The 26481-nt window shown below is 69.1% G+C and carries 24 protein-coding genes; 8 read left to right on the forward strand and 16 right to left on the reverse strand.

All coding sequences use genetic code 11. The features are described from left to right. The 5 genes from AC07OA_RS13385 to AC07OA_RS13405 form a co-directional block, all read right to left on the reverse strand. Positions 1-401: aldehyde dehydrogenase family protein (locus tag AC07OA_RS13385; protein ID WP_494664312.1), on the reverse strand; the 401-nt coding region annotated here is incomplete at its 3' end. Positions 402-497: 96 nt separating this feature from the next. Beyond that, a complete protein-coding gene (locus tag AC07OA_RS13390) occupies positions 498-1019 on the reverse strand; it encodes a flavin reductase family protein (RefSeq protein WP_494664313.1) in 522 nt (173 codons plus the stop codon). An 850-nt stretch (positions 1020-1869) separates the two neighbouring features. Beyond that, the gene (locus AC07OA_RS13395; RefSeq protein ID WP_494664314.1) at positions 1870-3027 is read right to left on the reverse strand and encodes a glutathionylspermidine synthase family protein; all 1158 of its coding nucleotides are present in this window, start codon (positions 3025-3027) and stop codon (positions 1870-1872) included. A gap of 13 nt (positions 3028-3040) precedes the next feature. Continuing rightward, positions 3041-3781 (reverse strand): PspA/IM30 family protein, encoded by a 741-nt coding sequence (locus AC07OA_RS13400; RefSeq protein WP_494664315.1) that lies wholly within the window; start codon positions 3779-3781, stop codon positions 3041-3043. 30 nt (positions 3782-3811) lie between these two features. Beyond that, positions 3812-4249 carry a YjfI family protein gene (locus tag AC07OA_RS13405; protein ID WP_494664316.1) on the reverse strand — a complete coding sequence of 146 codons (438 nt, stop codon included), beginning with the start codon at positions 4247-4249 and terminating at the stop codon, positions 3812-3814. Between the two features lie 177 nt (positions 4250-4426). On the opposite strand from AC07OA_RS13405, the gene AC07OA_RS13410 reads away from it, so the two are divergent. From AC07OA_RS13410 to AC07OA_RS13435, 6 genes are all read left to right on the forward strand, one after another. Beyond that, the gene (locus tag AC07OA_RS13410; RefSeq protein WP_494664317.1) at positions 4427-5080 is read left to right on the forward strand and encodes a DUF2491 family protein; all 654 of its coding nucleotides are present in this window, start codon (positions 4427-4429) and stop codon (positions 5078-5080) included. Between the two features lie 22 nt (positions 5081-5102). After that, entirely contained in the window at positions 5103-5516 is a 414-nt protein-coding gene (locus tag AC07OA_RS13415) for a DUF350 domain-containing protein (RefSeq protein ID WP_494664318.1), read from the forward strand. 11 nt (positions 5517-5527) lie between these two features. Continuing rightward, positions 5528-6163, forward strand: a complete 636-nt coding sequence (locus AC07OA_RS13420; RefSeq protein WP_494664319.1) for a DUF1190 domain-containing protein — start codon at positions 5528-5530, stop codon at positions 6161-6163. A 216-nt stretch (positions 6164-6379) separates the two neighbouring features. Further along, complete coding sequence (locus tag AC07OA_RS13425; RefSeq protein WP_494664320.1) at positions 6380-7093, forward strand: response regulator transcription factor; 714 nt, start codon at positions 6380-6382, stop codon at positions 7091-7093. Further along, positions 7090-8445 carry a FecR domain-containing protein gene (locus AC07OA_RS13430; protein ID WP_494664321.1) on the forward strand — a complete coding sequence of 452 codons (1356 nt, stop codon included), beginning with the start codon at positions 7090-7092 and terminating at the stop codon, positions 8443-8445. The genes AC07OA_RS13425 and AC07OA_RS13430 overlap by 4 nt, the downstream gene beginning before the upstream one ends. A gap of 3 nt (positions 8446-8448) precedes the next feature. Further along, complete coding sequence (locus AC07OA_RS13435; RefSeq protein WP_494664322.1) at positions 8449-10758, forward strand: CHASE2 domain-containing protein; 2310 nt, start codon at positions 8449-8451, stop codon at positions 10756-10758. On the opposite strand, the gene AC07OA_RS13440 is transcribed toward AC07OA_RS13435, so the two are convergent. From AC07OA_RS13440 to AC07OA_RS13460, 5 genes are all read right to left on the reverse strand, one after another. Continuing rightward, positions 10727-10915, reverse strand: a complete 189-nt coding sequence (locus tag AC07OA_RS13440; RefSeq protein WP_494664323.1) for a hypothetical protein — start codon at positions 10913-10915, stop codon at positions 10727-10729. The genes AC07OA_RS13435 and AC07OA_RS13440 overlap by 32 nt on opposite strands. Before the next feature lie 64 nt (positions 10916-10979). Then, on the reverse strand, positions 10980-11732 hold the full coding sequence (locus AC07OA_RS13445; RefSeq protein WP_494664324.1) for a class I SAM-dependent methyltransferase: 753 nt from the start codon (positions 11730-11732) through the stop codon (positions 10980-10982). A 108-nt stretch (positions 11733-11840) separates the two neighbouring features. Then, entirely contained in the window at positions 11841-12341 is a 501-nt protein-coding gene (locus tag AC07OA_RS13450; RefSeq protein WP_494664325.1) for a hypothetical protein, read from the reverse strand. Positions 12342-12402: 61 nt separating this feature from the next. Further along, a complete protein-coding gene (locus AC07OA_RS13455; protein ID WP_494664326.1) occupies positions 12403-12579 on the reverse strand; it encodes a hypothetical protein in 177 nt (58 codons plus the stop codon). Positions 12580-12705: 126 nt separating this feature from the next. Further along, positions 12706-14199, reverse strand: a complete 1494-nt coding sequence (locus AC07OA_RS13460) for an amino acid permease (protein WP_494664327.1) — start codon at positions 14197-14199, stop codon at positions 12706-12708. 254 nt (positions 14200-14453) lie between these two features. Here AC07OA_RS13460 and AC07OA_RS13465 point away from each other — a divergent pair, with 254 nt between their 5' ends. Further along, on the forward strand, positions 14454-16307 hold the full coding sequence (locus AC07OA_RS13465; RefSeq protein ID WP_494664328.1) for a beta-L-arabinofuranosidase domain-containing protein: 1854 nt from the start codon (positions 14454-14456) through the stop codon (positions 16305-16307). Here the strand turns inward: AC07OA_RS13465 and AC07OA_RS13470 are convergent, their stop codons facing one another. From AC07OA_RS13470 to AC07OA_RS13485, 4 genes are all read right to left on the reverse strand, one after another. Then, on the reverse strand, positions 16308-16502 hold the full coding sequence (locus AC07OA_RS13470) for a ferredoxin (protein ID WP_494664329.1): 195 nt from the start codon (positions 16500-16502) through the stop codon (positions 16308-16310). Further along, positions 16499-17815 carry a cytochrome P450 gene (locus tag AC07OA_RS13475; protein ID WP_494664330.1) on the reverse strand — a complete coding sequence of 439 codons (1317 nt, stop codon included), beginning with the start codon at positions 17813-17815 and terminating at the stop codon, positions 16499-16501. The genes AC07OA_RS13470 and AC07OA_RS13475 overlap by 4 nt, the downstream gene beginning before the upstream one ends. 124 nt (positions 17816-17939) lie before the next feature. Next, complete coding sequence (locus AC07OA_RS13480) at positions 17940-20147, reverse strand: formylglycine-generating enzyme family protein (RefSeq protein WP_494664331.1); 2208 nt, start codon at positions 20145-20147, stop codon at positions 17940-17942. A 206-nt stretch (positions 20148-20353) separates the two neighbouring features. Next, the gene (locus AC07OA_RS13485) at positions 20354-21097 is read right to left on the reverse strand and encodes an SDR family oxidoreductase (protein WP_494664332.1); all 744 of its coding nucleotides are present in this window, start codon (positions 21095-21097) and stop codon (positions 20354-20356) included. Between the two features lie 91 nt (positions 21098-21188). Here AC07OA_RS13485 and AC07OA_RS13490 point away from each other — a divergent pair, with 91 nt between their 5' ends. Then, the gene (locus tag AC07OA_RS13490; RefSeq protein ID WP_494664333.1) at positions 21189-22094 is read left to right on the forward strand and encodes an AraC family transcriptional regulator; all 906 of its coding nucleotides are present in this window, start codon (positions 21189-21191) and stop codon (positions 22092-22094) included. A gap of 35 nt (positions 22095-22129) precedes the next feature. On the opposite strand, the gene alaS is transcribed toward AC07OA_RS13490, so the two are convergent. Together alaS and recA are read right to left on the reverse strand one after the other, a co-directional pair. Further along, a complete protein-coding gene (gene alaS / locus AC07OA_RS13495; RefSeq protein WP_494664334.1) occupies positions 22130-24769 on the reverse strand; it encodes an alanine--tRNA ligase in 2640 nt (879 codons plus the stop codon). Between the two features lie 409 nt (positions 24770-25178). Then, entirely contained in the window at positions 25179-26252 is a 1074-nt protein-coding gene (gene recA, locus AC07OA_RS13500) for a recombinase RecA (RefSeq protein WP_494664335.1), read from the reverse strand. Between the last annotated feature and the right edge of the window lie 229 nt (positions 26253-26481).

A 26481-nucleotide genomic window follows, 5' to 3' on the forward strand; every position in this document is an offset into this window, starting at 1 on the left:
TAGACGTCGATGCCCGGGCCGGCGCTCTCGGTATATTCGCCCTTGAGCACATGGGGGATGCCGCAGGCGAACTCGATTACCTCCAGGCCCCGCTGGATGTCGCCCTTGGAGTCGGCGATCACCTTGCCGTGCTCGGACGACAGGATTTCGGCCAGCGAATTCATGTCGCGCTCGAGCAGGCGCTTGAACTCGAACATCACCCGCGCCCGGCGCTGGGGATTGGTGGCGGCCCAGCCGATCTGGGCGGCCACGGCGGCGGCGACCGCCTTGTCCAGCTCCGCATCCGTCGCCAGCTGCACCCGCGCCTGCACCTCGCCGGTGTTGGGATTGAAGACGTCGCCGTAACGGCCCGAGCTGCCGGCGAAGGTCTGTCCGTTCACGAAGTGGTCGATGCTACGCATGATACGCTCCCTAAATCTTGTTTTGCGCGTCGATAGCACCCGGCGACCGAGCCGTATCGCGCAAAACCTCTCCGCCGCAATTCGTGAAGGCGGACGCTATTCCTCGACGTGGACCTTGCGGAACCGCCCTTGCAGATAGACCAGCGGCTCGTGGTCCGGGTCGTAGCGCAGCTTGACCACGCGGCCGACATAGACCCGGTGGTCGCCCGCGTCGAAGACCTGGTGGGTCACGCATTCGAAATTGGCCATGCAGTCGGGCAGGACCGGCACGCCGGTGCCCCAGGTCTCGGTCTCGATGCCCGCGAAACGGTCACCGTCCTTCTGGACGAACTGGCGGGCCATGGCCTGCTGGTCGGCGTGCAGCACATTGACCGTGAACCGCTCGGCCGCGTCCAGGAACGGCAGGCTGCGCGAATTGAGGTCGACGCAGACCAGGGCCAGCGGCGGGTCCAGCGACACCGAGGTGAAGGAGTTGGCGGTCAGCCCGACCTTGCGGCCGTCCTCGCAGACGGTGGTGATCACCGTCACCCCCGTGGTGAAGCATCCAAAGGCGTGGCGCAGCGCCCGGGCGTCATGCTCGCCCCCCTCGCCCAGTTCGATCGTGACCGGCTGACTCATCGGACCACCAGTGATGCAAACCGGCGTTACGGGCAAGGGTTTGGGGGCTTCTGTTGGGGTAGTGCGGCGCCCACTTGCCCCCTACGGACCGCTTCGCGGTCGTCTTCCCCCATAGGGGGAAGAGCTGGGTGAGTGCGAGCGGCTCCGCCCCCTACGGGGGCGGACAGGCGGCGCAGCCGCCAGGTGGGGGCAAGCAGGTACGCTCCCACGCCAGCGGCTGTGAGAAGTGGGAAGGGTGCGAAGCGCCCGGGCCTCGCCCGGAGGTTTTGCAGTTTTGAATACCGTTTCGACGAAGACAGAGCGCTTCGCGCGGCCGTTATCCGGAAGCCTTCGGATCGCGGATTTTTAACCCGCTCCGATGGAGGCCCCCGACGGGCGGGATGCTGGCTGCATCCCGGACCGCAGAGGCGATTTCAGCCCCTGCCTGTCGCGCATCGTCTTTCGGCCCCGTGGGGGAGTTCCCCTCGTCCGGCCCGACCCGCCGCGAGCCCAATCCAAGGCTCCGACACGCCGACCGACCCGAAAGGCCCCACCAGACCGGCCGACGGACGCTTCCCGCTCGACCACCCCTGAGAGCCGTTCGGTCGCCGGCCGGACGCCCTTCCCGTGCTTTCAGGTGGGATAAGGATACGGGAGGTCTGGAGGGTGGGGATAACTTAGCTCGAAAAACTTCAAGCGACTGAAATCGCTGAACTCCACCGGCTATCCGCCGGGAATAGAGCTCCGCTGATGGGGACACACGCATGCGTGTGTCCCCAGCCGTGGTCGCCGACTCGCCGGGGACACGCACTCACTCAACCGCCCAGCCAACCGGCCGACGCCTTGCCGTGAGAGCATGTCCCCTTAAGCCCTACCCTTCGATCACATGCGGCACGAACCGCGCCAGATTCTTGGTCACCACGCTGTCGTCCTCGCGGATGCCGATGCCGGCGGGTTCATTGCCGACGATCCACGCCCCGATCACCGGCCGCTTGCCGTCGAACTCGGGCGGCGGGTGGTAGGCCTGGACGATCGCGCCCTCGGCGCCGTAGCCCTGGTCGAGCACGGGCTCGTCTCCGCCGACCACCTCGACATTGGCCCCTTCGCGCGAGAACAGCGGCTTGCGCACGAACCGCCCGCCCAGGGCGCTGGCCGCCGGATCCCCCTCGAAATAGGCCTCCAGCAGGTTCGGGTGGCCGCGATGGCGCTCCCACAGCAGCGGCAGGATGCCCTTGTTGGACAGGATCGCCTTCCACGGCGGCTCCAGCCAGCGCACGCCCGCCGTGGCGAGGTTCGCCGCATAGGGCTCGCGCAGCATGAACTCCCACGGATAGAGCTTGAACGCCGCCTGCAGGACGAAGCCCTCCAGGTCGACGAACTGGCCCTCTTCGTTGAGGCCGATGGCGTCCATGGCCACGAACTTGGGCTCCAGCCCCGCCTGCAGGGCCAAGTCCTCCAGGAAGCGCACCGTCTGGCGATCCTCGACCGCCTCCTCGTCGCTGGCGAAGTGGACGAAGCCGCCGGACGGGAACAGGGTCTTGAACCGGTCGCGCAGGGCCTCGAACAGGCTGTTGAACTGGTCGGCGTTCGCCGGGAACGTGCCGTTGGCGATCAGTTCCTCCAGCCACAGCCACTGGAAAGTGGCCGCCTCGAACACGCTGGTGGGGGTGTCGGCGTTGTACTCGTAGAGCTTGGGCTTGGACTGGCCGTCATAGCCGAAGTCGAACCGGCCGTAGAGCGACGGCGCCTTGGCCCGCCAGGAGGCCGCCACGAAGTCGCGATGCTCGGTCGGGATCGCCAGCTTCTCCATCAGCTCCTGGCTGGTCACGACCTCGTCGACCAGATCCAGGCACAGGTCGTGGAGCTCGGCCGCGGCCGGCTCCAGGTCCTGCTCCACCTGATCCAGGGTCAGGGCGTAGGCGACGCTTTCGTCCCAGTACGCCTGGCCCTCGGTGTGGTGATAGACGAACCCGACGGCGTCGGCTTTCGCCTGCCAGTCGGGTCGCGGGGGCAGCTTGAGACGACGCACGGGCGGCTCGACCCTATCCGTTGCCCTTCTCGTTGAGATCGGCGTCCTTCTGCTCGATCTGCAGCGGCGGAGCGGCCGGGGCCAGGCGGGCCAGGACGTCGTCGGCGCTGGACTGGCCCGGCAGGATGCCGGCCAGGCGCAGCTTCTCGTCGAGGTCCGCGCCCGTGCGGCGGTCTTCCAGCTCGCCGGCGGCCTTGATCTTCTCGCCGCGAATGGCCTGGCGTTCCTTGATGCGGGCCAGGCTGTCGGCGGCCGAGCCCAGGGCCGCGCCGGCGCCCGCGCCACGCGCGGTGACGGCGGCCTGGGCCTTCTGGACGCTCTCGTTGACCTTCACCACCTCGACCTCGCGACGCAGGGTCTCGATGCGGCGGTCGGTGGCGCTGATGGCCTGGTGCAGCTGGTCCTCGGCCGCGCGCATGTCGGCGACCTGCGGCTCTTTCAGGTTGATGTCCTGCTCGAGGTCGGCGATGCGCTGGGCCACCTGGCGGGCCAGGTCCATGTCGCCCTTGGCGACGGCGGCGCGGGCCGAGCCCTCGTACTTGCCGACCTGGTCGCGGAAGCCGGCGATTTCCTTTTCCAGGATGCGGCGGCGAGCCACCAGGGTGGCCAGGTCGTCGCGCGCCTTGCCCTGGGCGGTGTCGGCGTCGCGGATTTCCTGGTCGAGGATGCGGATGGCGTTGGCGTCGACCACGGCGGCGGTGGCCTCGTGCGCGCCCGCGCGGCCCAGGGTGAACAGCTTGTTCCAGATGGACATCGGAAGGGTCTCTCTTGAGGCTCTTATGGGTTAGGCGGCGGGCGCGAAGGATGCGCGCAGGTCGGAGGCGGCGTCGATGGCGTTTTCGGCCAGGGTGCGCAGCTCGATCAGGATTTCCTCGACCGGCGAGGTGGTCGAGATCTCGCCGAACAGCTCGTAATAGTCGCGCTCGCCCACCGTGCTGATGCCGAAGTTCGACAGCGGCACCAGCTTCTGAGCCTTGAGCAGGAATTCGTTGAAGGCGTGGCGGTCGGCCTGTTCGTCGACGGGCCACAGCAGGGTGGAGGCGGCGATCTGCTGGTCGCTGACGCTGACGAAGATCTCGAGATCCCCCTGCCAGTGCATGGTGGCCAGGAGGATCGGCTCGGCGCCTTCCAGCACCCGCACCGTCAGCTCGTCGGCGCCGCGTCCCGGCGCGTCGTCGAGCGCGGCCTTCAGGGTGCGGACAGTCCAGGCGGTCTGGCTCATGGGGGCGTGATCCTCAGGTAAGCCCGTTCGGGCGGTTTCATACTAGATGGGAGAACGAACGCCAGTCGTCGAGAGCGCGACCTTACGTGCTCGCATGACAAGTTGGTAATCCCGGAGCCCCTTTTTTAGCTGGAGCCGGCGTCGTACATGTGACGCGAGTTTCGCATCGGGTCGTTCATGTTCAGCAAGCTCTTCGGCCGCAAGGACGCCGCGCCCGCCTCGGCCCTGCCGGCTGTGCGTAACGTCACCCTGGGCCGCACCGTCTGGTTGGATACGCTGGCCTGGCGGCGACTGGGCGACGAGCTGAAGTTCACCCTGGACACCGACACGCTGGAGATCACCGCCCAGGGCCTGGTCGATCTGCGCGACGGCGGCTTCGTGCACCGGTTCTACACCGACGACGACGTGATGTTCCAAGCCGTGTCCGACGACCGCGAGGGCCAGCGCGTCACCGACGTGACCCTGTTCATTCCGTGGGTCAGCGCCTATCCGGGCGGACGGGCCGACGAAGAGGCCTGGGCCAAGCGGCTGCGGGCGCGCACCTTCACCGGTCCGGACCTGCCCGAATACCGCCGCGACTGGTTCGGCGACGAGGCCGGGAGCCAGGACCCGGTCACCTTCTGGGAAGACGTCCACGACGACCGCGACGGCGTTCCGGACCGGCGCATCTTCCAGGCCTGCATGCTGTTCTCGCGCGACCTGCCGGGCGACGGCCGCGAGCTGTTGCTGGCGATCCAGCAGGAAAACGAGAACGAGGATTCCCGCAAGCGCGAGACCTCGTTCGAGATCATGATCGGCGTGGCGCTGGGCGTCGGCGATTTCCGGGCCTAGCGCCTTTATTTTGGGGGAAACGATGAGCGACCTGCACGGATTTGGCGGCAACGCCCTGGCTTTCCTGGTGGCCTTCGCGGTCGCGGGGCTGTTCACCGTGGCCTTCAAGCTGATCTACCAGTGGGTGACGCCCTATAACGAGGCCAAGCTGATCCGCGAGGGCAATGTGGCCGCGGCCATCGCCCTGGGCGGCGCCCTGGTGGGCTATGTGCTGCCCCTGGCTTCGGCGCTTTCGAACACCGTGTCGCTGGTCGAGTTCTGCGCCTGGGCCCTGCTGGCCGGCGTGATCCAGGTCGCGGCCTTCACCCTGGTGCGTGTCGTGGCGATGAAGGACGTCGCCGCCCGCATCGAGAAGGGCGAGATCGCCGCGGGCCTCTATCTGATGAGCATCTCCCTGGCGGTCGGCCTGCTGAACGCCGCCTGCATGACGGCCTGAGGCTTACCGCGATGACCGATCAAGCTCCCTCCCCCGCCCCGCGCCGTCGCCTGCGTTCCGGCGGCCTGGTCCTGACCGGGCTGATGGCCGGCACGGCGATGTCGATCAGCGCCTGCGACGATGGCGGCGGCTCGGCCGCCCAATGGGGCGATCCCCCGGCCGCCTCGCGCGAGGTCGACGCCAAGACCTACGCCTCGCTGGCCGACTGCAAGGCCGACAGCGACATGACCGCCCAGCAGTGCGAGACCGCCTACGCCCAGGCCCAGAAGGACAACACGGAGAACTCTCCGAAATTCAACGACCGCCAGACCTGCGAGGAGCGCTACGGCGTCGACCAGTGCGTGCCGCGCAACGACAACAACGGCGGCAGCTTCTTCACCCCGCTGCTGACCGGCTTCATCGTCGGCCAGGCCCTGAGCAACATGGGCGGCGGCTATTACGGCGCGCCGATGTACCGCGGCCGCGACGGGACCTATTACGGCGGGGGCGGCTATCCGCTGTCGCGCGACTACGTCACCGGCCGCACGCGGGTGCGCACCGACACCTTCAACGCGCCCGAGATGCACGCCCCCACCCGCGTCCAGACCCGTAGCTCGGTGATCTCGCGCGGCGGCTTCGGCGGCGGCGGACGCAGCTGGGGGGGCTGAGGCCGCCTCTCGCTATTGGGAATGTTGGTCCTCGAACTGGACTGTAAACCATTGTAAATTCGGCCCGACAGCCGAAGCGGAGGGGGCTTCGGCGCGGTAGTCTGCGCTTCGTGGACCGGCGCGTTGTTCCATCCCCCCGGACCGGCGTCCGCCACCGCGCGCCCCGCTTTTCCCACCACTGCGGGGCGCGCGCGTTACCTTGGTGCAAATGAACGCATGAAAGTCGCCCTGCTCGACGACGACGACAGCCACAACGCGCTGGTCGCCGCCCTTTTGGGGCCGGCCGGCTATGACTGCACCAGCTTCACCCGTCCCGAGCGCCTGCTGGCCGAGCTTCGCCGCCAGACCTTCGACCTCCTGATCCTCGACTGGAACATGCCCGAGCTTTCCGGCATCGAGACCCTGCGCCGGGTGGCCGAGGTGCTGAACCCCGGCCCGCCGGTGCTGCTGCTGACCAGCCGCTCCATAGAGGCCGACCTGGTGGAGGGGCTGAACGCCGGGGCCGACGACTACATCGTAAAGCCCCTGCAGCCGCCGGTGCTGATCGCCCGGGTCAACGCCCTGGCCCGCCGCGCCTATCGTCCGGCCGCCCTGCCCCAGATCGAGCAGCACGGCGTCTATCGCCTGGACCCCGGCGCCCAGACCGCCGCCTGGGGCGAACACCTGGAGACGCTGACGCCCAAGGAGTTCCAGCTGGCCAGCCTGCTGTTCAACAACCTGGCCCGGCCGCTGTCGCGCGAATATCTGCTGCGCCGGGTCTGGGGCCAGCGGCCCGACCTGGAGACCCGCACCCTGGACGCGCACGTGTCGCGCCTGCGATCTAAGCTTCACCTTCGACCCGCGAATGGTTTTAGACTGACCACCGTCTACGGGTTCGGCTACCGGCTGGAAGCCTGCGAGCCCGAAACCGCGACCGGAGCCGCCGAATGATCGTTCGCCCCTCGCTTGCCGTCCTCGCTCTGCTGGCGATGGCGTCGACCCCGGTTCTGGCCGCGCCGCCGGCCAAGAAGCCCGCGCCTACACGGCCCGCGTCCAGCGAACCGCCGGTCAACTACACCGTCCAGAAGGGCGACACCCTGATCGGCCTGGGCCGGAACTACCTGCAAAAGCCCGGCGACTATCGCCAGGTGCAGACCGCCAACCAGATCAGCCGCCCCACCTCGATGCCGGTCGGCAAGAAGCTGGTCATCGACCCGCGCCTTTTGAAGACCACCCCCATCGACGCCAAGCTCAGCGCCTTCAGCGGCAAGGTCGAGATCGAGACCAACGGCCGCCGCGCCCCGGCCCAGGCGGGCATGACGATCCAGGAAGGCCAGCGGATCATCACCGGCCCCGGCGCCTTCGCCACCTTCGAGATGGAGGACGCCTCGCGCGTCACCCTGCCCTCCAACACCACCGTCCGCGTCGAGCGGCTGCGCACGATCAACCTGACCAACGCCCCGCAGCGGGTGTTCAAGCTGGACGAGGGCCGCTCGACCATCCAGGCCACGCCCAACGGCAATCCCAACGGCCGCTTCGAGGTGCGCACCCCGGTCTCGATCTCGGCCGTGCGCGGCACCGAGTTCCGGGTCGGCGCCGGCGACGCGAAGGCCCAGACCGAAGTGATCAAGGGCGGCGTCGGCGTGGGCCTGGGCGAGGCGCCGCCCGCCGGCGAGCCGATCCCCGCCGGCTTCGGAGTCACCGCCACCCCGGCCGGGGTCAGCCCGCCCGTCGCCCTGCTGCCCGCGCCCAAGCTGGGCGACGGCGGCCAGAACCAGGGCGACCGCACCGTCCACTTCGCCGTCCAGCCCGTGGCGGGCGCCGCGGCCTACCGGCTCCAGCTCTCGCGCGACGCCGGCTTCGTCGACCTGTTCGCCGAGGCCAATCCGAAGGAGCCGGCCATGGACTTCGGTCCGCTGGACAACGGCACCTATTTCGTCCGCCTGACCGCCATCGACGCCGGGGGCCTGGAAGGCCTGCCCGCCGATTACAGCTTCGACCGCGACCTGGACATCCTGGAGCCCGGCGCCCCGCCCAGCCCCGAGCAGGACGGCAAGCACCGCAAGTTCCTGTTCCGCTGGAGCTCGGCCGGTGACGGCGTGCGCACTTATCGCTTCCAGCTGTTCCCCGGGACCGAGGCGGCCAATCCCATCGTCGATCAGCCCGGCCTGAACACGCCGCAACTGACCCTGACCGACCTGCCCCCCGGCGCCTACAGCTGGCGGGTCAGCGCCACGCGGTTCAAGAACGGCGCGGTCACCGAGAAGGTCGGTCCGCTGCAGTCGCTGCAGATCGGGCGCTAGGGCTTGGCCCTTGCCCTGCGCCTGCCCTCCTGGCGTCGCCTGCGGCCCCCGCCGCCGGCCTCGACCCGGCATCGGCTGGCGCGCTGGCTGATCGTGGCGGCCCTGACCGGCCTGGCCCTGGCGGGACTGACCGCCAGCCCGCTGACCACCCGGCTGGACAACATCCTCTACGACCGCCTGGTGCGGGCCAGCGCGCGGCCGGTGGATCCCACGATCCTGATCGTCGGCATAGACGAGCGCAGCCTGCGCGAACTGGGCGCCTGGCCCTGGTCGCGCGCGCGGCATGCCGAGATGATCGACCGACTGACCCAGGCCGGGGCCAAGGCGGTCGTCTACGACGTGCTGTTCAGCCAGCCCGCGCCCGATCCGGCCGACGACGCGGCCCTAGCCTCGGCCATCGCCCGCTCGGGCAAGGTCTATCTGCCCCGGTTCCTGGAGCCGCCGCCGCGCGAGGGTGCGCCGCCGGTCGTCGTGGGCTCCACCCAGGAGATCGCCCAGGGCGCGGCCGGCGTCGGCCTGGCTCACGTGCTGTTCGACGCCGACGGCGTGGTGCGCCGCGTGGAGCCATTCTCGCCCGACGGTCCCGACCTGGCGCCCGACCTGATGACCGTGGTCCATCGCGCCACCAAGGCCCCGGACGCGCCGGACGCCACGCGGGGCGACGCCCCGACCCTGCTGATCCCCTTCGCCGGACCGCCGGACCGCTATCGCCAGATCGCCTTCTCCAGCGTGCTGGCCGGCGAGATCCCGCCCGAGATGATCGCCGGCCACACGGTGTTCGTGGGCCTGACCGCGCCCGGCCTCGGCCCCGCCTTCCCCACCCCGGTCACGCCCGACGCGGCCAGCATGACCGGCGTGCAACTTCAGGCCAGCCTGCTGGACGGGCTGCGCAGCGGGACGATGATCAAGCCCGCCGGCCTGACCGCCCAGCTGGTCTTCGCGCTCAGCCTGCTGTGGCTGCTGCTGGCGGGCCTGCTGGTGTTGCCCCCCCGCGCCAGCCTGCTGCTGCTGGCGGTGCTGTTCGTGGTGGCGGTGGGCGCCAGCGCCTCGCTGTTCAGCGGCGGCCACCTGTGGCTGTCGCCGGTGGCGGCGCTGCTCGGCATGGCCCTGGTCTCGCTGGTCTGGGGCTGGGGACGCCTCGGGCGGGTCAACGACCTCTTGGGCCACGAGTTGGACCGCCTGCGCGCCACCGATCCGGCGGCACCCGCCGCTCAGGAGACCGGCTTCGAGGGCGACGTGGTCACCCGCCAGGCGCTCAGCCTGGGCGCGGCCATCACCCGCATCGACGACCTGCGGCGGTTCTCGGCCGACGCCCTGTTCAGCCTGCCCGACGCCACCCTGGTGGCCGACGCCCAGCGCCGGGTGATCGCCGCCAACGCCGCCGCCCAGACCCTGCTGGCCCAGCTGCCCTGGGTGCTGGAGGGCGGCGGCCTGGCCGAGGCCCTCAACGCCCTGGAGCCCCTGGGCCGCACCTTCCCGATGACCTGGCCGGCCGAGGCCGACAGCGGCCGCGCCATCGACCTGCACCTGGCCGACGGCCGCTCGTTCCAGGTCCAGACCGTCTTCCGCCGCGACGAGGCCGGAGAGGGCTCGGGCTGGATCCTGCGCCTGGCCGACATCACGCCCCTGACGGCGGCCATGCGCCAGCGCGAGCAGGCCCTGCAGCTGCTGACCCACGACATGCGCTCGCCGCAGACCTCGATCCTGGCCCTGCTGGCCACCACGCCCGATCTGCCGCTCGAGGTGTCCGAGCGGCTGGCCGCCTGCGCCCGTCGCACCCTGGCCCTGGCCGACGGCTTCGTGCAGCTGGCCCGCGCCGAGGTGACCCAGACCCTGATGGAGCCGGTCGACCTGTGCGACGTGGCGGTGGAAGCCGTCGACGAGTTGTGGCCCCAGTGCCGCCAGCGCCGCATCGAGATCCGCCAGGAGGGCTGCGACGCCCCGATGATGGCCCTGGGCGACCGGGGCGTCCTGGCCCGCGCCCTGGTCAACCTGATCGGCAACGCGGTGAAGTACAGCCCCGACGGCGGGGTGATCACGGTCAGCGCCGCCACGGCCGTGGAGGCCGGCCGCGCCTTCGTCGACATCGCCGTCGCCGACCAGGGTCCGGGCCTGACCGCCCAGGAGATGACGTTGGCCTTCCGCCCCTTCCAGCGCTTCGACCGTCCCGGCGCGGCCGCCGCCGAAGGCGCGGGCTTGGGCCTGGCCTTCGTCCAGGCCGCCGCCATCCGCCACGGCGGCGGCGTGACCTGCGCCAGCACGCCGGGCGCGGGCGCCCGGTTCACGCTGCGACTGCCGGAGTTGGCCGTCTAACCCCTCTCCCAGAGGGAGAGGGAGGGGCCCGTCGCGAAGCGATGGGAGGGTGAGGGGTTACGAGGACTGACGACGTGCCGGCGCTCCGTCCGACGCCGTAACCCCTCACCCCGACCCTCTCCCTATGGGAGAGGGAGCAGCAAACCGGGACACGCACGCCTCTCCCGCGCTCTGCATGGCGCGGTCTTGGAGGCGTGCGTGTCCCCTTCCCCCTCCCGTAACTACGGCTTGACGAACTTGAGAATGAACTGGTCGGTCTTGCCCCGGATGGCGGGGTCGAAGACGCTGGCGGTGCGCGGGTCCGCCGGGTTGCGCAGCAGCGGGCTCTCGGCCGCCAGCTTGAAGCCGGCCGCCTCGACCTCCTTCTTGACCACGGCGATGTCGATACGGTGCAGAGTATCGGGCGCGGTCAGGCCCGAGCCGTCGACGGCGTAGTGGTCGACGATCAGGAAGACCCCGCCCGGCTTCAGCGCCTTGAAGATCAGGGCGTCGATCTTTCCGGCGTTGTCGGCCGGCGACATCTTCAGGTGCAGGTCGTGATAGTTCTGGACGGTGATCACCGCGTCCAGGTCGTCGGGCAGGTTCAGGTCGCCCAGGCTGTGGTTCATGGGCGTGACGTTCTTGTAGGCCTTCTCGACGGCCTTCAGGTCCTCGCCGTACTTGGCCTGGAACTGGATGAACTCCAGCGGCTGGTAGGCGTAGACTCTGCCCATCGGCCCCACGGCCGGTGACAGGATGCGGGTGAAATAGCCGCCGCCGATGATGAAATCGAGCACCGTGTCGCCCGGCTTGACCCCGGCCAGGGCCAGGATCTCGCCCGGATGGCGGGCGGCGTCGCGGGCGGTGTCGGCGGCGGGCCGGGCCGGATCGGCCAGGGCCGCGGTGATGCTGGCGGGAACTTGTGCGAAAGTCGGGACGGCGAACGCGCCGAGCGCCAGCGCCGCCAGGGCGGAGATCAGGGGTCGCGACGTCATGGGGGGTCCTCGCCTTCGACGCCCCTCGATAGCCCGTCACGGCGCCTGAGTGAACATCGGTATTCGAGATCGCGCGAGGTTTCGGGGGATAGGCGGTGGATGAAACCGCTAGGTCGCGCTGAGCGCCGCCACCAGCCGGTCGGCCAACACGTCCGGATCGGCGCCGGAGGCCCGCACGCTGGACCAGGCCACGACCTTGCCGCTGGTCAGGTCCAGCACCGACAGGGTCGCGGTGCGCACCGGGCCGCGCCGGTTCCAGAAGTGGCGCTTGACCGGGGCGCCGCGCCAGGGCGCGGTGGCCACCTCGGGGCCGGCGCCGGTGGAGATCCCCACCTCGCCCGGCGAGGTGGCCACCGCCACCTGCAGCCGATAGCGCGGCCCCTGAGCGCCCGGCGAGACCGCGCCCTTGGCCAGCGCCCGGGTCAGCACCTTGTCCTGAACCGCCTTGGCCAGGGCCGCGTCGGGGCCGGCGGGAGCGCCCGATCCGGCCTCGACGGTCACGGCCTGATGGGCCAGGGCCGAAAGCCCGCCCTCGTGCGCCACCTGCGGCCGGGTCGCGCAGGCGCCCAGGGCCAGGCAGGCCATCAGGGCCATCATCGGAACGCGCATGGAAGGCTCCCCCAGGACCGAACGTCGGTGCGTCAAACTCTAGCTTCCGATGCCCGCGCCGTCACCCCGCCAGCCAGGCGAAGAGCCGCGTCAGCACCCAGCCGATACCGATCCACAGGGCCAGACTGATCAGGCCGGCGACACACAGCAGGATCAGGCGTGGGCGGCCGTCGGCCGTGCGATGCGGCGCGGGATCCAGGCCCAGGCGGTCGGCCAGCGCCTGCAGCGCCGTCATCATGTTCACCGCCCGGCCACGCCCCCTAATGATTGGTGGGCGGAGTAGAAGCCCTGAAAAAGGGCCCCCACCAGAGGTGGAGGCCCGGATTTTACAAAGCGTTACATTGAGCGAACGCGGGTCGCCCGGTCAGTGGGTCTCGTAGGCCGCCTTGCCGCCGCTGATGGCGAAGGCCTCCTCCGGCGAGAGCACCAGCTTCTTGCGGCCGAACAGGGCGAAATAGACGATGCCGATGGCGAACCAGATGGCCACCCCGATCACCCCGCCGCGATAGATGGGGTCCTTCAGCTGGTAGAAGATCGTCACCAGCGAGATGACCACCGTCAGCACGCCGCCGGCGATCCCGAACCGACTCTTGTAGGGCCGCTCCAGGTTCGGGAACTTCTTGCGCAGCAGGATGTAGGACAGGCCCTGGGCCACATAGGACAGCATGGCGCCGAACACGGCCATGTTCAGCAGGGTGCTGCCGATCATCGCCGCGCCCTTCTCGGCCCCCAGGATGAACCAGACCGCCAGCATCACCAGCAGGCCCAGGCCCGAGCCGGTGATCAGGGCCACGTCCGGCGTCTTGCGCACGCCGTGGGTCACCGACAGGGCGCGGGGGAAGTAGCCGGCGCGCGACAGCGAATAGATCTGCCGGCCATAGGCGAAGATCACCGCGTGGAAGCTGGCCACCAGGCCGGCCACCGCGACGGCCGCCAGCAGCTTGGCCACCCCGCCGCCGTAGATCGTGCGGAAGCCTTCCAGGATCGGTTCGCCCGACTTGGCCAGGGCGAAGGTCCCCGGCGCGATGGCGCTGTTGAGCCACAGCACCAGCAGGCCCGAGATGATCAGGGTCGAGATGCCCAGGATGATGCCCTTGGGCAGGTCGCGCTGCGGGGTGTGGCTCTCCTCGGCCGCCAGGGGCAGCTGCTCGATGGCCAGGAACAGCCAGACCGCGAACGGCAGCTGGGCCAGGGCCCCGCCGATGCCGGCCGGCAGGAACGGCCCGTGGCCGTTGGGCAGCTCGGTCCCGCCGGGACCCACGTTCATAGCGTACTTGAAGAAGTCGGCGTGCGGCAGGGCGCTGACCCAGAACACCGCCAGACAGGCCAGGGCCAGCAGGGTGACGAACACCGTGAACTTGAACGACATGGCCACCCCGCCCGCGTTCAGCCCCACGAAGATGATGTAGGCCCCGATCCAGTAGAGCGGCTGGGCCCAGGTGGGGGTCTCGAAGATCCCTCCCAGGTACGAGCCGATGAAGAAGCAGACCACGGCCGCCGTCAGCACGTATTCGACGTTCTCGCACAGGCCGGTGACGAAGCCGCCCCACGGCCCCATGGCGGCGCGGGCGAAGCTGTAGGCGCCGCCGGTGTGCGGCTGGGCCGCCGCCATCTCGGCGATCGAGAAGGTCAGGCCCAGGTACATGACGGTGATGATCAGGGTGGCCACCAGCATGCCGCCCCAGCCGCCCGTGCCCATCCCCAGGTTCCAGCCCGAAAACTGGCCGGAGATCACGGCCCCGACGCCCAGGGCCCACAGCGAGAACACCCCCGCGTATCGCTTGAGGCCTCGTTTATCGAAGTACGCGGCGTCGACCTTTTCGTAGCTGACGCCGCCGCCGGCGGTCTCCTCGCTCATGATCCATCCCCTCGTTGAAGCTTTCCCGCGCCGAGGGTGCGCCCGCCGTCCGAACGCGGCGAGTCTTCGTGATCACGAAATCCGCGCCTCGCAGATCGACGTTCACTATTTCGGCGCCCGGCGGCCGCTGGGCGATCCGGCGAGCACGATCTGCCTTGGGAGGCGGCATGACCGTACCGTTTCGGGTGGAATTGACCCCGCCGTCGAACTGGACGAGAACAGCCAGGTTCAATTGTCAGACAAGAGGTCTTTCCGTGACCCGGTTTTCGCGACGCACGTTCCTCGGCCAAGGCGCCGCCCTGGCCTGCGCCTGCGGCCTGCCGGCCTTCCCGGCCCGCGCCGCGACCGCAGCCCCCGCGACCGAGCCCGCCCTGAAGACCCTCGCCTATGACCAGGTCCGCCTGGGCCAGAGCAAGCTTCTGGATCAGCTGGAGAGCCAGCACCGCCTGTTCATGGGCCTCTCCGACGACCGCCTGCTCAAGCCCTTCCGCCAGCGCGCCGGCCAGGACGCCCCCGGCGAGGACATGGGCGGCTGGTACGACAATTCGGCCGACTTCCACATCGACGTGAACGACTGGAGCACGGCCAACTGGCACGGCTACATCCCGGGCCACAGCTTCGGCCAATACGTCTCGGGCCTGTCGCGCTATGTCGCCATCACCGGCGATCAGGCCACGCGCGCCAAGGTGGCCGGCCTGGTGAAGGCCTATGGCGAGACGATCTCGCCGCGCTTCTTCGACGGCTACACCCTGCCCGCCTACACCTACGACAAGGTCGTGATCGGCCTGATCGACGCCTATCGCTACGCCGACGTGAAGGAGGCCGGACCGGCCCTCGACCGGGTCACCGACGCGGTCCTGCCGTTCCTGCCCGAAAAGGCCCTCACCCGCGAGGAGCGCCGCCAGCGGCCGCACACCAGCGAGGCCGAGATTTGGGACGAGCCCTATACCCTGCCCGAGAACCTGTTCCTGGCCTGGCGGCTAGGCCTGGGCGAACGCTATCGCGAACTGGCCGTGCGCTACCTGCAGGACGGGCCGCTGTTCGATCCGCTGGCCGCCGGCGTCAGCCCCCTGAAGGGCAAGCACGCCTATAGCCACGTCAACGCCCTCAACTCGGCGGTCCAGGCCTATTACGTGACCGGCGACGCCAAGTACCTGCGCGCGGCCCGCAACGGCTTCGACTTCGTCCAGCGCCAGTCCTACGTCACCGGCGGCTGGGGTCCCAACGAAACCCTGCTGGCGCCCGACGACACCGAGGGCCTCTACAAGTCGCTGACCTCGACCCACAGCTCGTTCGAGACGCCCTGCGGCGCCTACGGCCACTTCAAGATCGCCCGCTCGCTGCTGCAGATCACCCGCGACAGCCGCTACGGCGACAGCATGGAGCGGGTGCTCTACAACACCATCCTCGGCGCCAAGGACACCTTGGCCGACGGCCGCACGTTCTACTATTCCGACTACAGCGACACGGCGACCAAGGTCTTCCGGGGCGAGACCTGGCCGTGCTGCTCGGGCACCTTCATCCAGCTGGCGGCCGACTACGGCATCAGCGCCTGGTTGGTGGACGGCGCCAAGGTCTACGCCAACCTCTACGTGCCCTCGACCCTGACGGCCGAGGCCGGCGGCCTGCCGCTGACGATCCGCCAGACCACCAGCTATCCGATGAACGGCCGCATCCAGCTGAACGTCGACCCCGCCCGCGCCGGCCGCTTCGACCTGATGCTGCGCATTCCGGAATGGGCCGGGACGGCCACCAAGATCGCCATCAACGGCCGCCCCTTCGCCGGCCCCGTTCGCGCCGGAACCTTCGCCGAGGTCTCGCGCACCTGGCGCCCCGGCGACGTGGTCATGATCGACTTCGACATGACCCCGCGTCTGGAGGCCCTGGACGCCGCCCATCCGAACGTCGTGGCCCTGGTCACCGGCCCGCTGGTGCTGATGCCGGTGGGCGGCTCGAAGGCCAAGCCCGACCGCAAGGCCTGGCTGGCGGCCCAGCGGCGGGGAGATCAGGAATGGGCCGTCCGCACCGCCGACGGCGACCTCGTCCTGAAGCCGTTCATGGCGATCCAGGACGAGCCGTATCGCGTGTACAGCGAGGTCCTGGCCTAGTCAGGCGTCGCTGACGGAAATCGCCTGCGCCGGGCACTGGCTCTCGGCCCGGCGCACCAGGTCCTCAAGGTCCGGCGGCACCTCGTCGACCTTCACGGTGGCGTAACCGTCGTCGTGCAGTTCGAACACCTCGGGACAGACCCCGACGCAGATCCCGAAGCCGGCGCATATATCCTGGTTGATACGAACCTTCACCGCGCGCCAGCCTCCACCGGGTCGAACTCGATGGCGATGTGCGTCAGGCCCCGCAGGATGAAGGTCGGCAGATAGCTGTAGCGCCGCGCGTCGGCCGGGCCGTGGACCTTTTCGGAGATGCGGATGTCGCTGGTCCGGTCGAACATGCGGTTGATGGCGACGATCGTTTCGGCCCGGGCCAGCGGCGCGCCGGGACAGGCGTGGCGGCCGGCGCCGAACGCCACGTGCAGGCGGGCGTTCTTCCGATCCAGCTGGAATTCCTCGGGATTGTCGAACTTGCGCGAGTCCCGGTTGGCGGCGCTGTTGGAGATGTAGAGGAAGGCGCCGGCGGGGATGTCGACGCCGCCCACGCTGGTCGGCTTCTTCGCCAGGCGGAAATCGCCCTTCACCGGGCCCTCGATCCGCAGGCATTCCTCGACGAAGTTGGGGATCAGGCTGCGATCCTCGCGCAGGCGCTTCTGGAGATCGGGGCGCTCGCCGATCACCTTGAACGCGTAGCTGAGCAGTCTCACCGTGGTTTCCTGGCCCGCGGCGAACAGGTTGGCGGCGATCCGCGCCACGTCCATCGGCTCGGGCACCGCACCGCCCGGGAAGGTGGCGGCGGCCAGGCCCGTGAGGACGTCATCCGTCGGATTGCGCCGGCGATCCTCGATATATTTCGAGAACTTGTCGTACAGGAAGATCAGCGGCCCGTGATTGACCTCGCCGTCCGTGCCGCCGACCACGGCCCCGCCACTCTCGCGCTCCACCCGGATGAGATGCCTGCGGAACTCCGCCCGGTCCTCCGGCGGCACGCCCAGCAGGTCGGACACGACCAGCACGGCGAAGGGCTGGGCGAAGGCGTCCATGAACTCGCACTCGCCCTTGGCAAGGAACGTGTCGATCTGCTCGTCGGCCAGCTTCCACATGAAGTCCTCGTTTTCCTTGAGGCGCTTCGGGGTGATCAGCGACATCAACAGCGTCCGATGGGCGGTGTGGGTCGGCGGATCCATCGTGGGCAGCTGGTCGCTGAACGGCGTCTGGTCGCGATAGGTTTCGATCAGTTCGGAGATGTCGTCGTTCTCGCGGCCCGCCAGCGGAATGGGGCAGCCCGCGAACGGTCCCGTGGTCGACATGCAGGAGGAGAAGCGCGCCGGATCGTTATAGACTTCGAGCGCTTCGTTGTAGCCCGTCACCATGACGATGCCCTGGTGAGGCTCGCGCACCACCGGAGACTGCTGCCTCAGATAGTCGAAATAGCCGTACGGGTCCTCGATGAACCGGTCGCTGCGGAAGAAGTCATGCGCTTCAAACTCATCGGGCTTGTCGTGCATGGTCTCACCTTCAACGGGTTTCTGGCGAACTCCAGGTTCGCGATCCGCTGAGATTTGGCGCCGCCCACCCGTAAATCCACCGCATATCGGCCGCGCCTCTCCAACACCGCCTTGGCGATGTTCCTCACCCCGCGTCCGTCACGCACCGGAAGCCGATGGTCCCCGCCCGGTCCTTGCCCGGCGCCATCAGCAAGAGCTTGCCGTGCTGGTCGTTGCGATAGGCCTGGGGGAAGTACCAGATCGAGCCCTGCGGCTGGTACGACGAGCCGCCGCGCAGGATGGCGGCGCGGGTGTGGTCGTCCTGGTGCTCGTCGGTCCACTGCCAGACATTGCCGACCAGATCGAGCACGCCGAACGGGCTGGCCCCGGCCGGATGGGCGTCGACAGCGGCGGGCGGGGTGAGGGTCCGCCCCTTGTTCGGCGTCGGGACGGCGGCGGGATTCCAGGCCTCGCCCCAGGGATAGGCGCGGCCGTCGGTCCCCTGGGCGGCGTACTGCCATTCCCATTCGCGCGGCAGGCGCTTGCCGGCCCAGGCGGCATAGGCGCGGGCGTCCTCCAGCGACACCCAGGTCACCGGCTTGTCGGCCCAGCCGTCGGGATAGGTCCCGCCCGTCCAGTCCTTGAGGAAGTTGAGGTCGTCCTTGGGGTGGTAGCGGGTGGCGTCCAGGAAGGCTTTGAACTGCTGGTTTGTCACCGGCGTGCGGTCGATGAAGAAGCGCTTGATCGCCATCTGGCGGTCGTGGAAGCGGCGCGGAGTCCCCTCCTCCCACGGATAGGCCACGTCGACGCCGGCGCCGTTGGCGCCTTCCACCGCCAGGCCGCGCACGGCGAAGCGGAAAGTCCCGGCCGGGATCTCGACCATGCCGGCGGGCGCTGTGGCTGCGGGACGGGTGGGCGCGACCTCGACCATCTTCTGCGGCAGCGGCCTCCACTCGGCCGAGTAGGCAGCCAGGGGCTTGGCGGTCATGGTCTTCATGCGGGCCATCAGGTCGCGCGTCGCCGCGTCCGGCTCGCCGTCGACCGCCAGCACCGCGCCATAGGCCTTGGCCTCGATGGGGAAGCTCAGCCAAGCCTTGCCGCTATCACGCTCCGGCGTCAGCTCGACACCGTGATATAGGTCGAACCACCGGCGGCCAGGCGCGTCTGCCACGGCCATCTGCCGGCCGTCGACGCCGTATTCGTTGCGGTTGACGATGGTCCAGACCTCTTGCCCGTTTTTGGGCCAACGGCTGGAGAAGACCCCGAACCGGACCATCGGATAGAACGGCTCCCAGTCCGGGCTGGTCAGGAACGGGGCGACGCCGCGCTCGATCGCGGCCACCCGGCGCGTGGCCTCGCCGTCGCGCGGGGTGATCCCGTTCCAGATGCCCCAGATGTTCTCCCAGCTCTCCCAGCCCTCACCGTTGAAAAAGGCGTACTGCAGGTCGTCGGTCTTGGAGCGGTTCCAGCGGTCGGAGATGTTGACCATGTGGCGCGGCTCCAGCCACCGGTACCGGTCGACCTTGGGCACGAAGCCGAAGTCGTACTGGCCCCACGACATCACGTTCCAGCCCAGCTGCTCGTCGTGGACCACGCCCTCGGGCTGGAAGGCCAGCACCTTGCCCTGGCGCTCGGCGGCCAGGGAGAAGGCCAGCGGCACGCCGTCCTGGGTGTCGCCGTTCATGCCGTCGGCGCCGATCTCGATCATCAGCTGGGTCAGGGCCTCGGGCCAGGGCGCGCCGGGATCGCGCGTGCCCTGGTCCCACATCATCATCGGGAACAGCACCTTCACCCCGCGACGGTGGAAGTCGGCGATCATGCCCTTCACGCCGGGGATCCCGCCAGGCAGCGCGTGGATCATGTCGATCTGGTTGCGGGCGTCGACACCCAGGTTGGGATAGTCGGGCCACAGCAGCACCGCGTCGATGCCGCCGAACCGCTCGATCAGGTCGTCCAGATAGCGGTCGACCGTGTAGCGGCCGCTGGCGGGATCGTAGAGGTAGCGGTCCTCCATCATCGCCTGGGCCTGCATGAAGGCCTTCTGGGTCCAGGCCAGCTCGGGCCTGTCGTAACGGCTGGTGTCCAGCCCCACCCGGATCCGCCGCTCGGCCCGCCAGCGGGTGATGTCGGCCAGCCAGGCCTGGTGGTCGGCCTCGGTGCAGGGGTTGAACGGGCCCTCCCAGGGCTCGGGGTAGGTGAAGCAGCGCGGCCCCACGACCATGTTCTGCTTGAACCAGGGGAAGGTGGAGTACTGGGTGTCCTGGGCGCTGGCCGGCGCGGCGGCCAGGGTGGCGGCGGTCAGGGCCGAGGCCAGGAAGGCGGCGACGCCCTTCGAACGATGTCGATAGACCATGGCGCGCTCTCCCCCTCAGGCTCGAGGAAAAGCGATAGCAAGCCGGCGTCGCCGCACGGTGGCCGGTGTGTCGCGGGGCCGGCGTTTCCGCACGATGCCGTGGAGGCGCCCAGACGAAGGGCGCCTCCACGTCCGTTTCCACGCGATGACTTGTCCGAGCGCGCACGAGGCTTGCACCGCCGTCATCGACGCCGGCCGCGTCAGGTTCAGCCGGCCTTGGCCCACGCCACCGCATCGGTGCCGGCGGGAAGGCGCATCGGGCTGGAGGGATCGGTCGCCGCCCGCCAGACCGCTTCGGCGACGTCCGTCGGCCGCGTCACGTCGCCGGGGTTTTCAAACCCCGCGAAGACCTGGGCGGCAATGTCGGCATAGGCTTCGGGGATGGCCACGCCCATCCGGGTGCGGGCGTTCGCGCCGAAAGCGGTTTCGGGGGCAAGGCCAGGCAGGACGATCCGAACCCGGACGCCGAACGGTTCCAGCTCTAGGGCCAGGGACTCGGTGAAGGCGTTCACCGCCGCCTTGCTGGCCGTATAGACCGACAGCAGGTGCAGCGGGCGCAGGGTCACCGTGGACGTGACGTTGACCACCACGCCGGCGCGCCGCTCGCGAAATTGCGGCAGGAAGGCCTGGGTCATGGCGATGGTCCCCAGCGTGTTGGTCTCGAACACCTCGCGCGCCTGATCCATGGACAGGCCTTCCACGGCGTTGAGCAGGCCCACGCCGGCGTTGTTGACCAGGACGTCGATCGGCCCGGCCGCTTCGACGACGCTCGCGATGCTGGCGGCGTCGGTGACGTCCAGCGGTAGGATCCGCAGACGGTCGGACGGCGGAAGGATGTCGGGGTTCGGCGTCCGCATCGTGGCGATGACGGTCCAGTCGCGGTCGAGGAAATAGCGGGCGGTCTCCAGGCCGAAGCCGGAAGAGCATCCGGTGATGAGGATCGTGTTCATGACTGCTCCTTTGGGGGAGACAGAAAGTTGGGATGGCACGAGCGGACCTGCTACGATCTAAAGTCCAGATTGCATTGTCGTAAGTCCGAATATGACCGACCCTCTCGCCCAAATCGTCGGCTTGCTGCAGCCCAACGCCTCGTTCTCAAAGCTGGTGGTGGGATCGGGCGCCTGGGCCGTGCGCCGCTCCGACGACGACGGGCGGCCCTTCTATTGCGCGGTGCTGGAGGGCGCCTGCCTGTTGTCGGTCGCCGGCCAGGCGCCGATCACGCTCGAGCAAGGCGATTTCGTCCTTGTGCCCGCGGCCTTCGATTTTTCGACCTCCAGCCTCGAACCGCCGCCGCAAGGCGTCGAGACACGACGGGCCGAGATCAGTCCGGGCGTCTTCCGGCTGGGCGATCCCGACGATCCGCCCAATGTGCGGATGCTGGTGGGCCATTGCGCCTTCGTCGCCGACGACGCCCGGCTGCTGGTGTCGCTGCTACCGCAGTTGGTGCACGTGCGTGGCCATGATCGGCTGACGACGCTGGTCGAGCTGGTCAACGGAGAGACGCGCGCCGATCGGCCCGGACGGGACGTGGTCCTGGCCCGGCTGCTGGAAATCCTGCTGATCGAGACCCTTCGCTCCACCGCCTGCGCCGTGGCGCCTCCGGGCCTGCTGCGAGGGCTCGCCGACGATCAACTCGCCGTCGCGCTGCGGCGGATGCACGAGCGCCCGACGCACGCCTGGACGGTGGTCGAGCTGGCGCGGGAAGCGGCGCTATCCCGCTCGACCTTCTTCGAACGGTTCCGGCGCGAGGTGGGCGTCGCGCCGATGGAGTATCTGCTGGGCTGGCGCATGGCCCTGGCCAAGGACCTGCTGCGCCGCGAGAAGGTGGGCGTCGCCCAGGTGGCCCAGCGAGTGGGCTACAGCTCGGCCAGCACCTTCAGCGTCGCCTTCGCCCGCTCGGTGGGGATGCCGCCGGTCGCCTATGCGCGTGAACAGCGAAACACCTGATCCGCCCGAGAGCGTGGCAAGAGGGCCGGAGCCCCCTACCCCGCCAGAGCGGCCTTGATCGCGTCCAGGCCGTCCTGGGCCTTGGTCGCATCCGGGGCGCCGCCCTGGGCGAAGTCGGGCTTGCCGCCGGCGCCCTGGCCGCCCATGGCGATCACGGCGGCCTTGGCCAGGTCGGCGGCGCTGAACTTGCCGACCAGATCGGCGGTCACGGCCACGGTGACGGCGGCCTTGCCGTCGGTGGTGCCGATCAGGGCCACGACGCCCGAGGCCAGCTGCTTCTTGAACTCTTCGGCCACGCCGCGCAGTTCCTTGCCGCCGACGCCGTCCAGGACGCGGGCGATCAGGGCCGTGCCGGCGACGTCTTCCGGACCAGCCGCACCGCCGCCGCCGAGGGCCAGCTGTTTCTTGGCGTCGGCCAGTTCCTTTTCCAGGCGCTTGCGGTCGGCGATCAGGGCGTCGACGCGCAGCAGCACGTCGGCGACCGGGGTCTTGAACTGGTCGGCCAGCGACTTGGCGACGCCGGCCTGGTCCAGCAGGAAGCGGCGGGCCGCCTCGCCGGTGAGGGCCTCGATGCGGCGCACGCCGGCGGCCACGCCCTGCTCGGAGACGATCTTGAACAGGGCGATGTCGCCGGTGCGGGCCACGTGGGTGCCGCCGCACAGCTCGACCGAATAGGCTTTACCGGTCTCTGTCAGCGACTCGCCCAGCGTCAGCACGCGGACGCTGTCGCCGTACTTCTCGCCGAACAGGGCCACGGCGCCGGCCTCGATGGCCTCCTGCGGGGCCATTTCCTTGGTCTCGGCCGGGACGTTCTGGCGGATCACGGCGTTCACTTCGGCCTCGATGCGCTCCAGCTCGTCGGCGGTCAGCGGGCCGCCGTGGCTGAAGTCGAAGCGCATGCGGTCGCCGTCGACCATCTGGCCCTTCTGGGCGACGTGCGGACCCAGCACGTGGTGCAGGGCGGCGTGCACCAGGTGGGCGGCCGAGTGGTTGGCGCGAGTTGTGGTGCGCTTGGCGGCGTCGACCGAGGCCACGACCTGGTCGCCGACCTTCAGCGGGCCGGCGAGCTCGACGCGGTGCACGTGCAGATCGCCGGCCTGCTTCTGGGTGTCGAGCACGCGGCTTTCGACGCCATGGGCTTCGATCACGCCGGTGTCGCCGGCCTGGCCGCCGCTCTCGGCGTAGAAGCTGGTGCGGTCCAGCAGGACGTCGACCGTGGCGCCGGCCTGGGCGGCCTCGACGGTCGCGCCGTCCAGCACGATGGCCTTGACGGTCCCGGTGGTCTCGGTGGTGTCGTAGCCGACGAAGTTGGTGGGGCCGTTGGCCTCGCGGATCGGGAACCAGGCGGCGGCCGCGCCCTGCTGGCCCGAGCCGGCCCAGTTGGCGCGGGCCATCTGGCGCTGGCGGTCCATGGCCACGTCGAAGCCGTCGGTATCGACGGTCAGGCCCTTGGCGCGCACGGCGTCCTGAGTCAGGTCCAGCGGGAAACCGTAGGTGTCGTAGAGCTTGAAGGCGGTCTCGCCGTCCAGCACGCCGCCGGCGGCCAGGTTGGCGGTGGCCTCGTCCAGCAGGCCCATGCCGCGGCCCAGGGTGACGCGGAAGCGCTCTTCCTCCTGGCGCAGGGTCTCGACGATGGAGGCCTCGGCGCGGCGCAGTTCCGGATAGGCCTGGCCCATCTCGGCCACCAGGGTCGGGGCCAGGCGGTGCATCAGGGGCTCGTTGGCGCCCAGCAGATAGGCGTGGCGCATGGCCCGGCGCATGATGCGGCGCAGGACGTAGCCACGGCCTTCGTTCGACGGCGTGACGCCGTCGGCCAGCAGGAACGAGGACGAGCGCAGGTGGTCGGCGATCACCCGGTGCGAGGGAGCCTGGGCGCCCTCGGCCTTGACGCCGGTCAGCTCGACCGACGCGGCGATCAGGGCCTTGAACAGGTCGATGTCGTAGTTGTCGTGCACGCCCTGCAGGACGGCGGCGACGCGCTCCAGGCCCATGCCGGTGTCGATCGAGGGCTTGGGCAGCGACACGCGCTCGCCGCCGGCCATCTGCTCGAACTGCATGAAGACCAGGTTCCAGATCTCGATGAACCGGTCGCCATCCTCATCCGGCGAACCGGGAGGGCCGCCGGGGATGCCTTCGCCGTGGTCGAAGAAGATCTCCGAGCACGGGCCGCAGGGGCCGGTGTCGCCCATCGACCAGAAATTGTCGTTGGTCGGGATGCGGATGATGCGGTCGTCGGAGAGGCCCGCGATCTTCTTCCAGAGATCGGCCGCCTCGTCGTCGGTGTGGTAGACGGTGACCAGCAGCTTGTCCTTGGGTAGGGCGAAGTCGCGGGTCAGCAGGGTCCAGGCATGGTGGATCGCCTGTTCCTTGAAGTAGTCGCCGAACGAGAAGTTGCCCAGCATCTCGAAGAAGGTGTGGTGACGGGCGGTGTAGCCGACATTGTCCAGGTCGTTGTGCTTGCCGCCGGCGCGGACGCACTTCTGCGAGCTGGTGGCGCGCGGATGGGCCGGGGTCTCGGCGCCCGTGAACACGTTCTTGAACGGCACCATGCCGGCGTTGACGAACAGCAGGGTCGGATCGTTCTGCGGCACCAGCGGAGCCGAAGGCGTGATCGCGTGATCGGCCGCGCCGAAGTAGTTCAGGAAGGTGCTGCGGATCTCGTTCAGGCTGGGCATCGGCGTCTCGAGTGTTCGTACAGAGTCCGGTCGAACCGGAAGTCGGCGCTGCATAGCGCGGTTTCAAGATTTGTGGAAACCAAGTCGGTGATCTTGGGGCGGAATGAGGCTCGCGCCTGAGCACTCCCCCCTCCGTCGGCTGCGCCGGCACCTCCCCCACGGGGGGAGGACCTATCGAGGCGCACCCACTTGCCCCCACCTGACCGCTTCGCGGTCTGTCCGCCCCCGTAGGGGGCGGAGGGGCGGAGGCCTGAATAAAATCGGACGCCTGGCATGGGGTCCAGGCGTCCGGGGATCGCGGCCGGCCGTGGCGGTAAGCGCGGCGGGCTATAAGGCGGGGTCGCCCGCAGCGGGCGGCGGCCGCGAAGCTTCCGGGCGGCGGCCCATGGGGGAGCCGCCGCCGGAAATCCTAGTCTTCGGTGTCGTCGTCTTCCGACGGGCCGACCAGAAGCTCTTCCTCGATCTTCTGCGACGACTTGCGCACCGCCGCCTCGATCTCGGCGCACAGGTCCTTGTTGACCTTCAGGAACTCGCGGACGTTGTCGCGGCCCTGGCCGATGCGCTGGCTGTTGTAGGAGAACCAGGAGCCGGCCTTGTCGATGATGCCGCCCTTGACGCCCAGGTCGATGATCTCGCCCAGCTTGGAGATGCCCTCGCCGTACATGATGTCGAACTCGACCTCGCGGAACGGCGGGGCCACCTTGTTCTTGACCACCTTGACCCGGACGTTGTTGCCGACGATCTCGTCGCGGTTCTTGATCGAACCCGTGCGGCGGATGTCCAGGCGGACCGAGGCGTAGAACTTCAGGGCGTTGCCGCCCGTGGTGGTTTCCGGGCTGCCGTACATCACCCCGATCTTGTGACGGATCTGGTTGATGAAGATGACGATGGTGTTGGCCTTGTTGATCGAGGCGGTCAGCTTGCGCAGCGCCTGGCTCATCAGACGGGCCTGCAGGCCCGGCAGGCTGTCGCCCATCTCGCCTTCGATTTCGGCCTTCGGGGTCAGGGCCGCCACCGAGTCGACGATCACGATGTCGACCGCGCCCGAACGCACCAGGGTGTCGGTGATCTCCAGGGCCTGTTCGCCGTTGTCGGGCTGGGCCACCAGCAGGTTGTCGAGATTGACGCCCAGCTTGAAGGCGTAGCCCGGATCCAGGGCGTGCTCGGCGTCGACGAAGGCGGCGGTGCCGCCGGCCTTCTGGCACTCGGCCACCACGTGCAGGGCCAGGGTGGTCTTGCCCGAGCTTTCCGGCCCGTAGATCTCGATCACCCGGCCCTTGGGCAGGCCGCCGATGCCGAGCGCGATGTCCAGGCCCAGCGAACCGGTGGAGATCGACTCGATCTCGACCTTGCCCTTCTCGCCCAGCTTCATCACCGAGCCCTTGCCGAACGCCCGGTCGATCTGGGCCAGCGCCGCTTCCAGAGCGCGCTGCTTGTCGCCGTCTTCCTTGCCCACGAGTTTCAAAGCCGCCTGGTTGCTCATTGTTGGTCCGCCCTTATTCCATGATTCCGACAACCGGATCGGAGGTTCGCGACCGCCGCGCCCACCCGCCTGTGGAATGATTAATGCGTACATGGTTTGTTCCATGTTCGCAACATGTTCTTACTGTAAGGGCCCTATACGTCAGATACGGTCGTATCGACCCTCGCGATCGACGCTAACCTTGACAATACATCTGGGGCGCGAGCCGATCCGCGCGAACACATCCCAG

Source organism: Caulobacter sp. GW821-FHT09B08, assembly GCF_059418225.1.

Bases quoted from the DNA above. Each gene is read 5' to 3' on its own strand.
- AC07OA_RS13450 (WP_494664325.1), bottom strand. From the start codon at position 12,341: ATGCGCGTTCCGATGATGGCCCTGATGGCCTGCCTGGCCCTGGGCGCC.
- AC07OA_RS13420 (WP_494664319.1), top strand. From the start codon at position 5,528: ATGACCGATCAAGCTCCCTCCCCCGCCCCGCGCCGTCGCCTGCGTTCC.
- AC07OA_RS13410 (WP_494664317.1), top strand. From the start codon at position 4,427: ATGTTCAGCAAGCTCTTCGGCCGCAAGGACGCCGCGCCCGCCTCGGCC.
- recA (WP_494664335.1), bottom strand. From the start codon at position 26,252: ATGAGCAACCAGGCGGCTTTGAAACTCGTGGGCAAGGAAGACGGCGAC.
- AC07OA_RS13425 (WP_494664320.1), top strand. From the start codon at position 6,380: ATGAAAGTCGCCCTGCTCGACGACGACGACAGCCACAACGCGCTGGTC.
- AC07OA_RS13445 (WP_494664324.1), bottom strand. From the start codon at position 11,732: ATGACGTCGCGACCCCTGATCTCCGCCCTGGCGGCGCTGGCGCTCGGC.
- AC07OA_RS13390 (WP_494664313.1), bottom strand. From the start codon at position 1,019: ATGAGTCAGCCGGTCACGATCGAACTGGGCGAGGGGGGCGAGCATGAC.
- AC07OA_RS13455 (WP_494664326.1), bottom strand. From the start codon at position 12,579: ATGATGACGGCGCTGCAGGCGCTGGCCGACCGCCTGGGCCTGGATCCC.
- AC07OA_RS13475 (WP_494664330.1), bottom strand. From the start codon at position 17,815: ATGCACGACAAGCCCGATGAGTTTGAAGCGCATGACTTCTTCCGCAGC.
- AC07OA_RS13480 (WP_494664331.1), bottom strand. From the start codon at position 20,147: ATGGTCTATCGACATCGTTCGAAGGGCGTCGCCGCCTTCCTGGCCTCG.
- AC07OA_RS13430 (WP_494664321.1), top strand. From the start codon at position 7,090: ATGATCGTTCGCCCCTCGCTTGCCGTCCTCGCTCTGCTGGCGATGGCG.
- AC07OA_RS13400 (WP_494664315.1), bottom strand. From the start codon at position 3,781: ATGTCCATCTGGAACAAGCTGTTCACCCTGGGCCGCGCGGGCGCGCAC.
- alaS (WP_494664334.1), bottom strand. From the start codon at position 24,769: ATGCCCAGCCTGAACGAGATCCGCAGCACCTTCCTGAACTACTTCGGC.
- AC07OA_RS13405 (WP_494664316.1), bottom strand. From the start codon at position 4,249: ATGAGCCAGACCGCCTGGACTGTCCGCACCCTGAAGGCCGCGCTCGAC.
- AC07OA_RS13485 (WP_494664332.1), bottom strand. From the start codon at position 21,097: ATGAACACGATCCTCATCACCGGATGCTCTTCCGGCTTCGGCCTGGAG.
- AC07OA_RS13460 (WP_494664327.1), bottom strand. From the start codon at position 14,199: ATGAGCGAGGAGACCGCCGGCGGCGGCGTCAGCTACGAAAAGGTCGAC.
- AC07OA_RS13490 (WP_494664333.1), top strand. From the start codon at position 21,189: ATGACCGACCCTCTCGCCCAAATCGTCGGCTTGCTGCAGCCCAACGCC.
- AC07OA_RS13415 (WP_494664318.1), top strand. From the start codon at position 5,103: ATGAGCGACCTGCACGGATTTGGCGGCAACGCCCTGGCTTTCCTGGTG.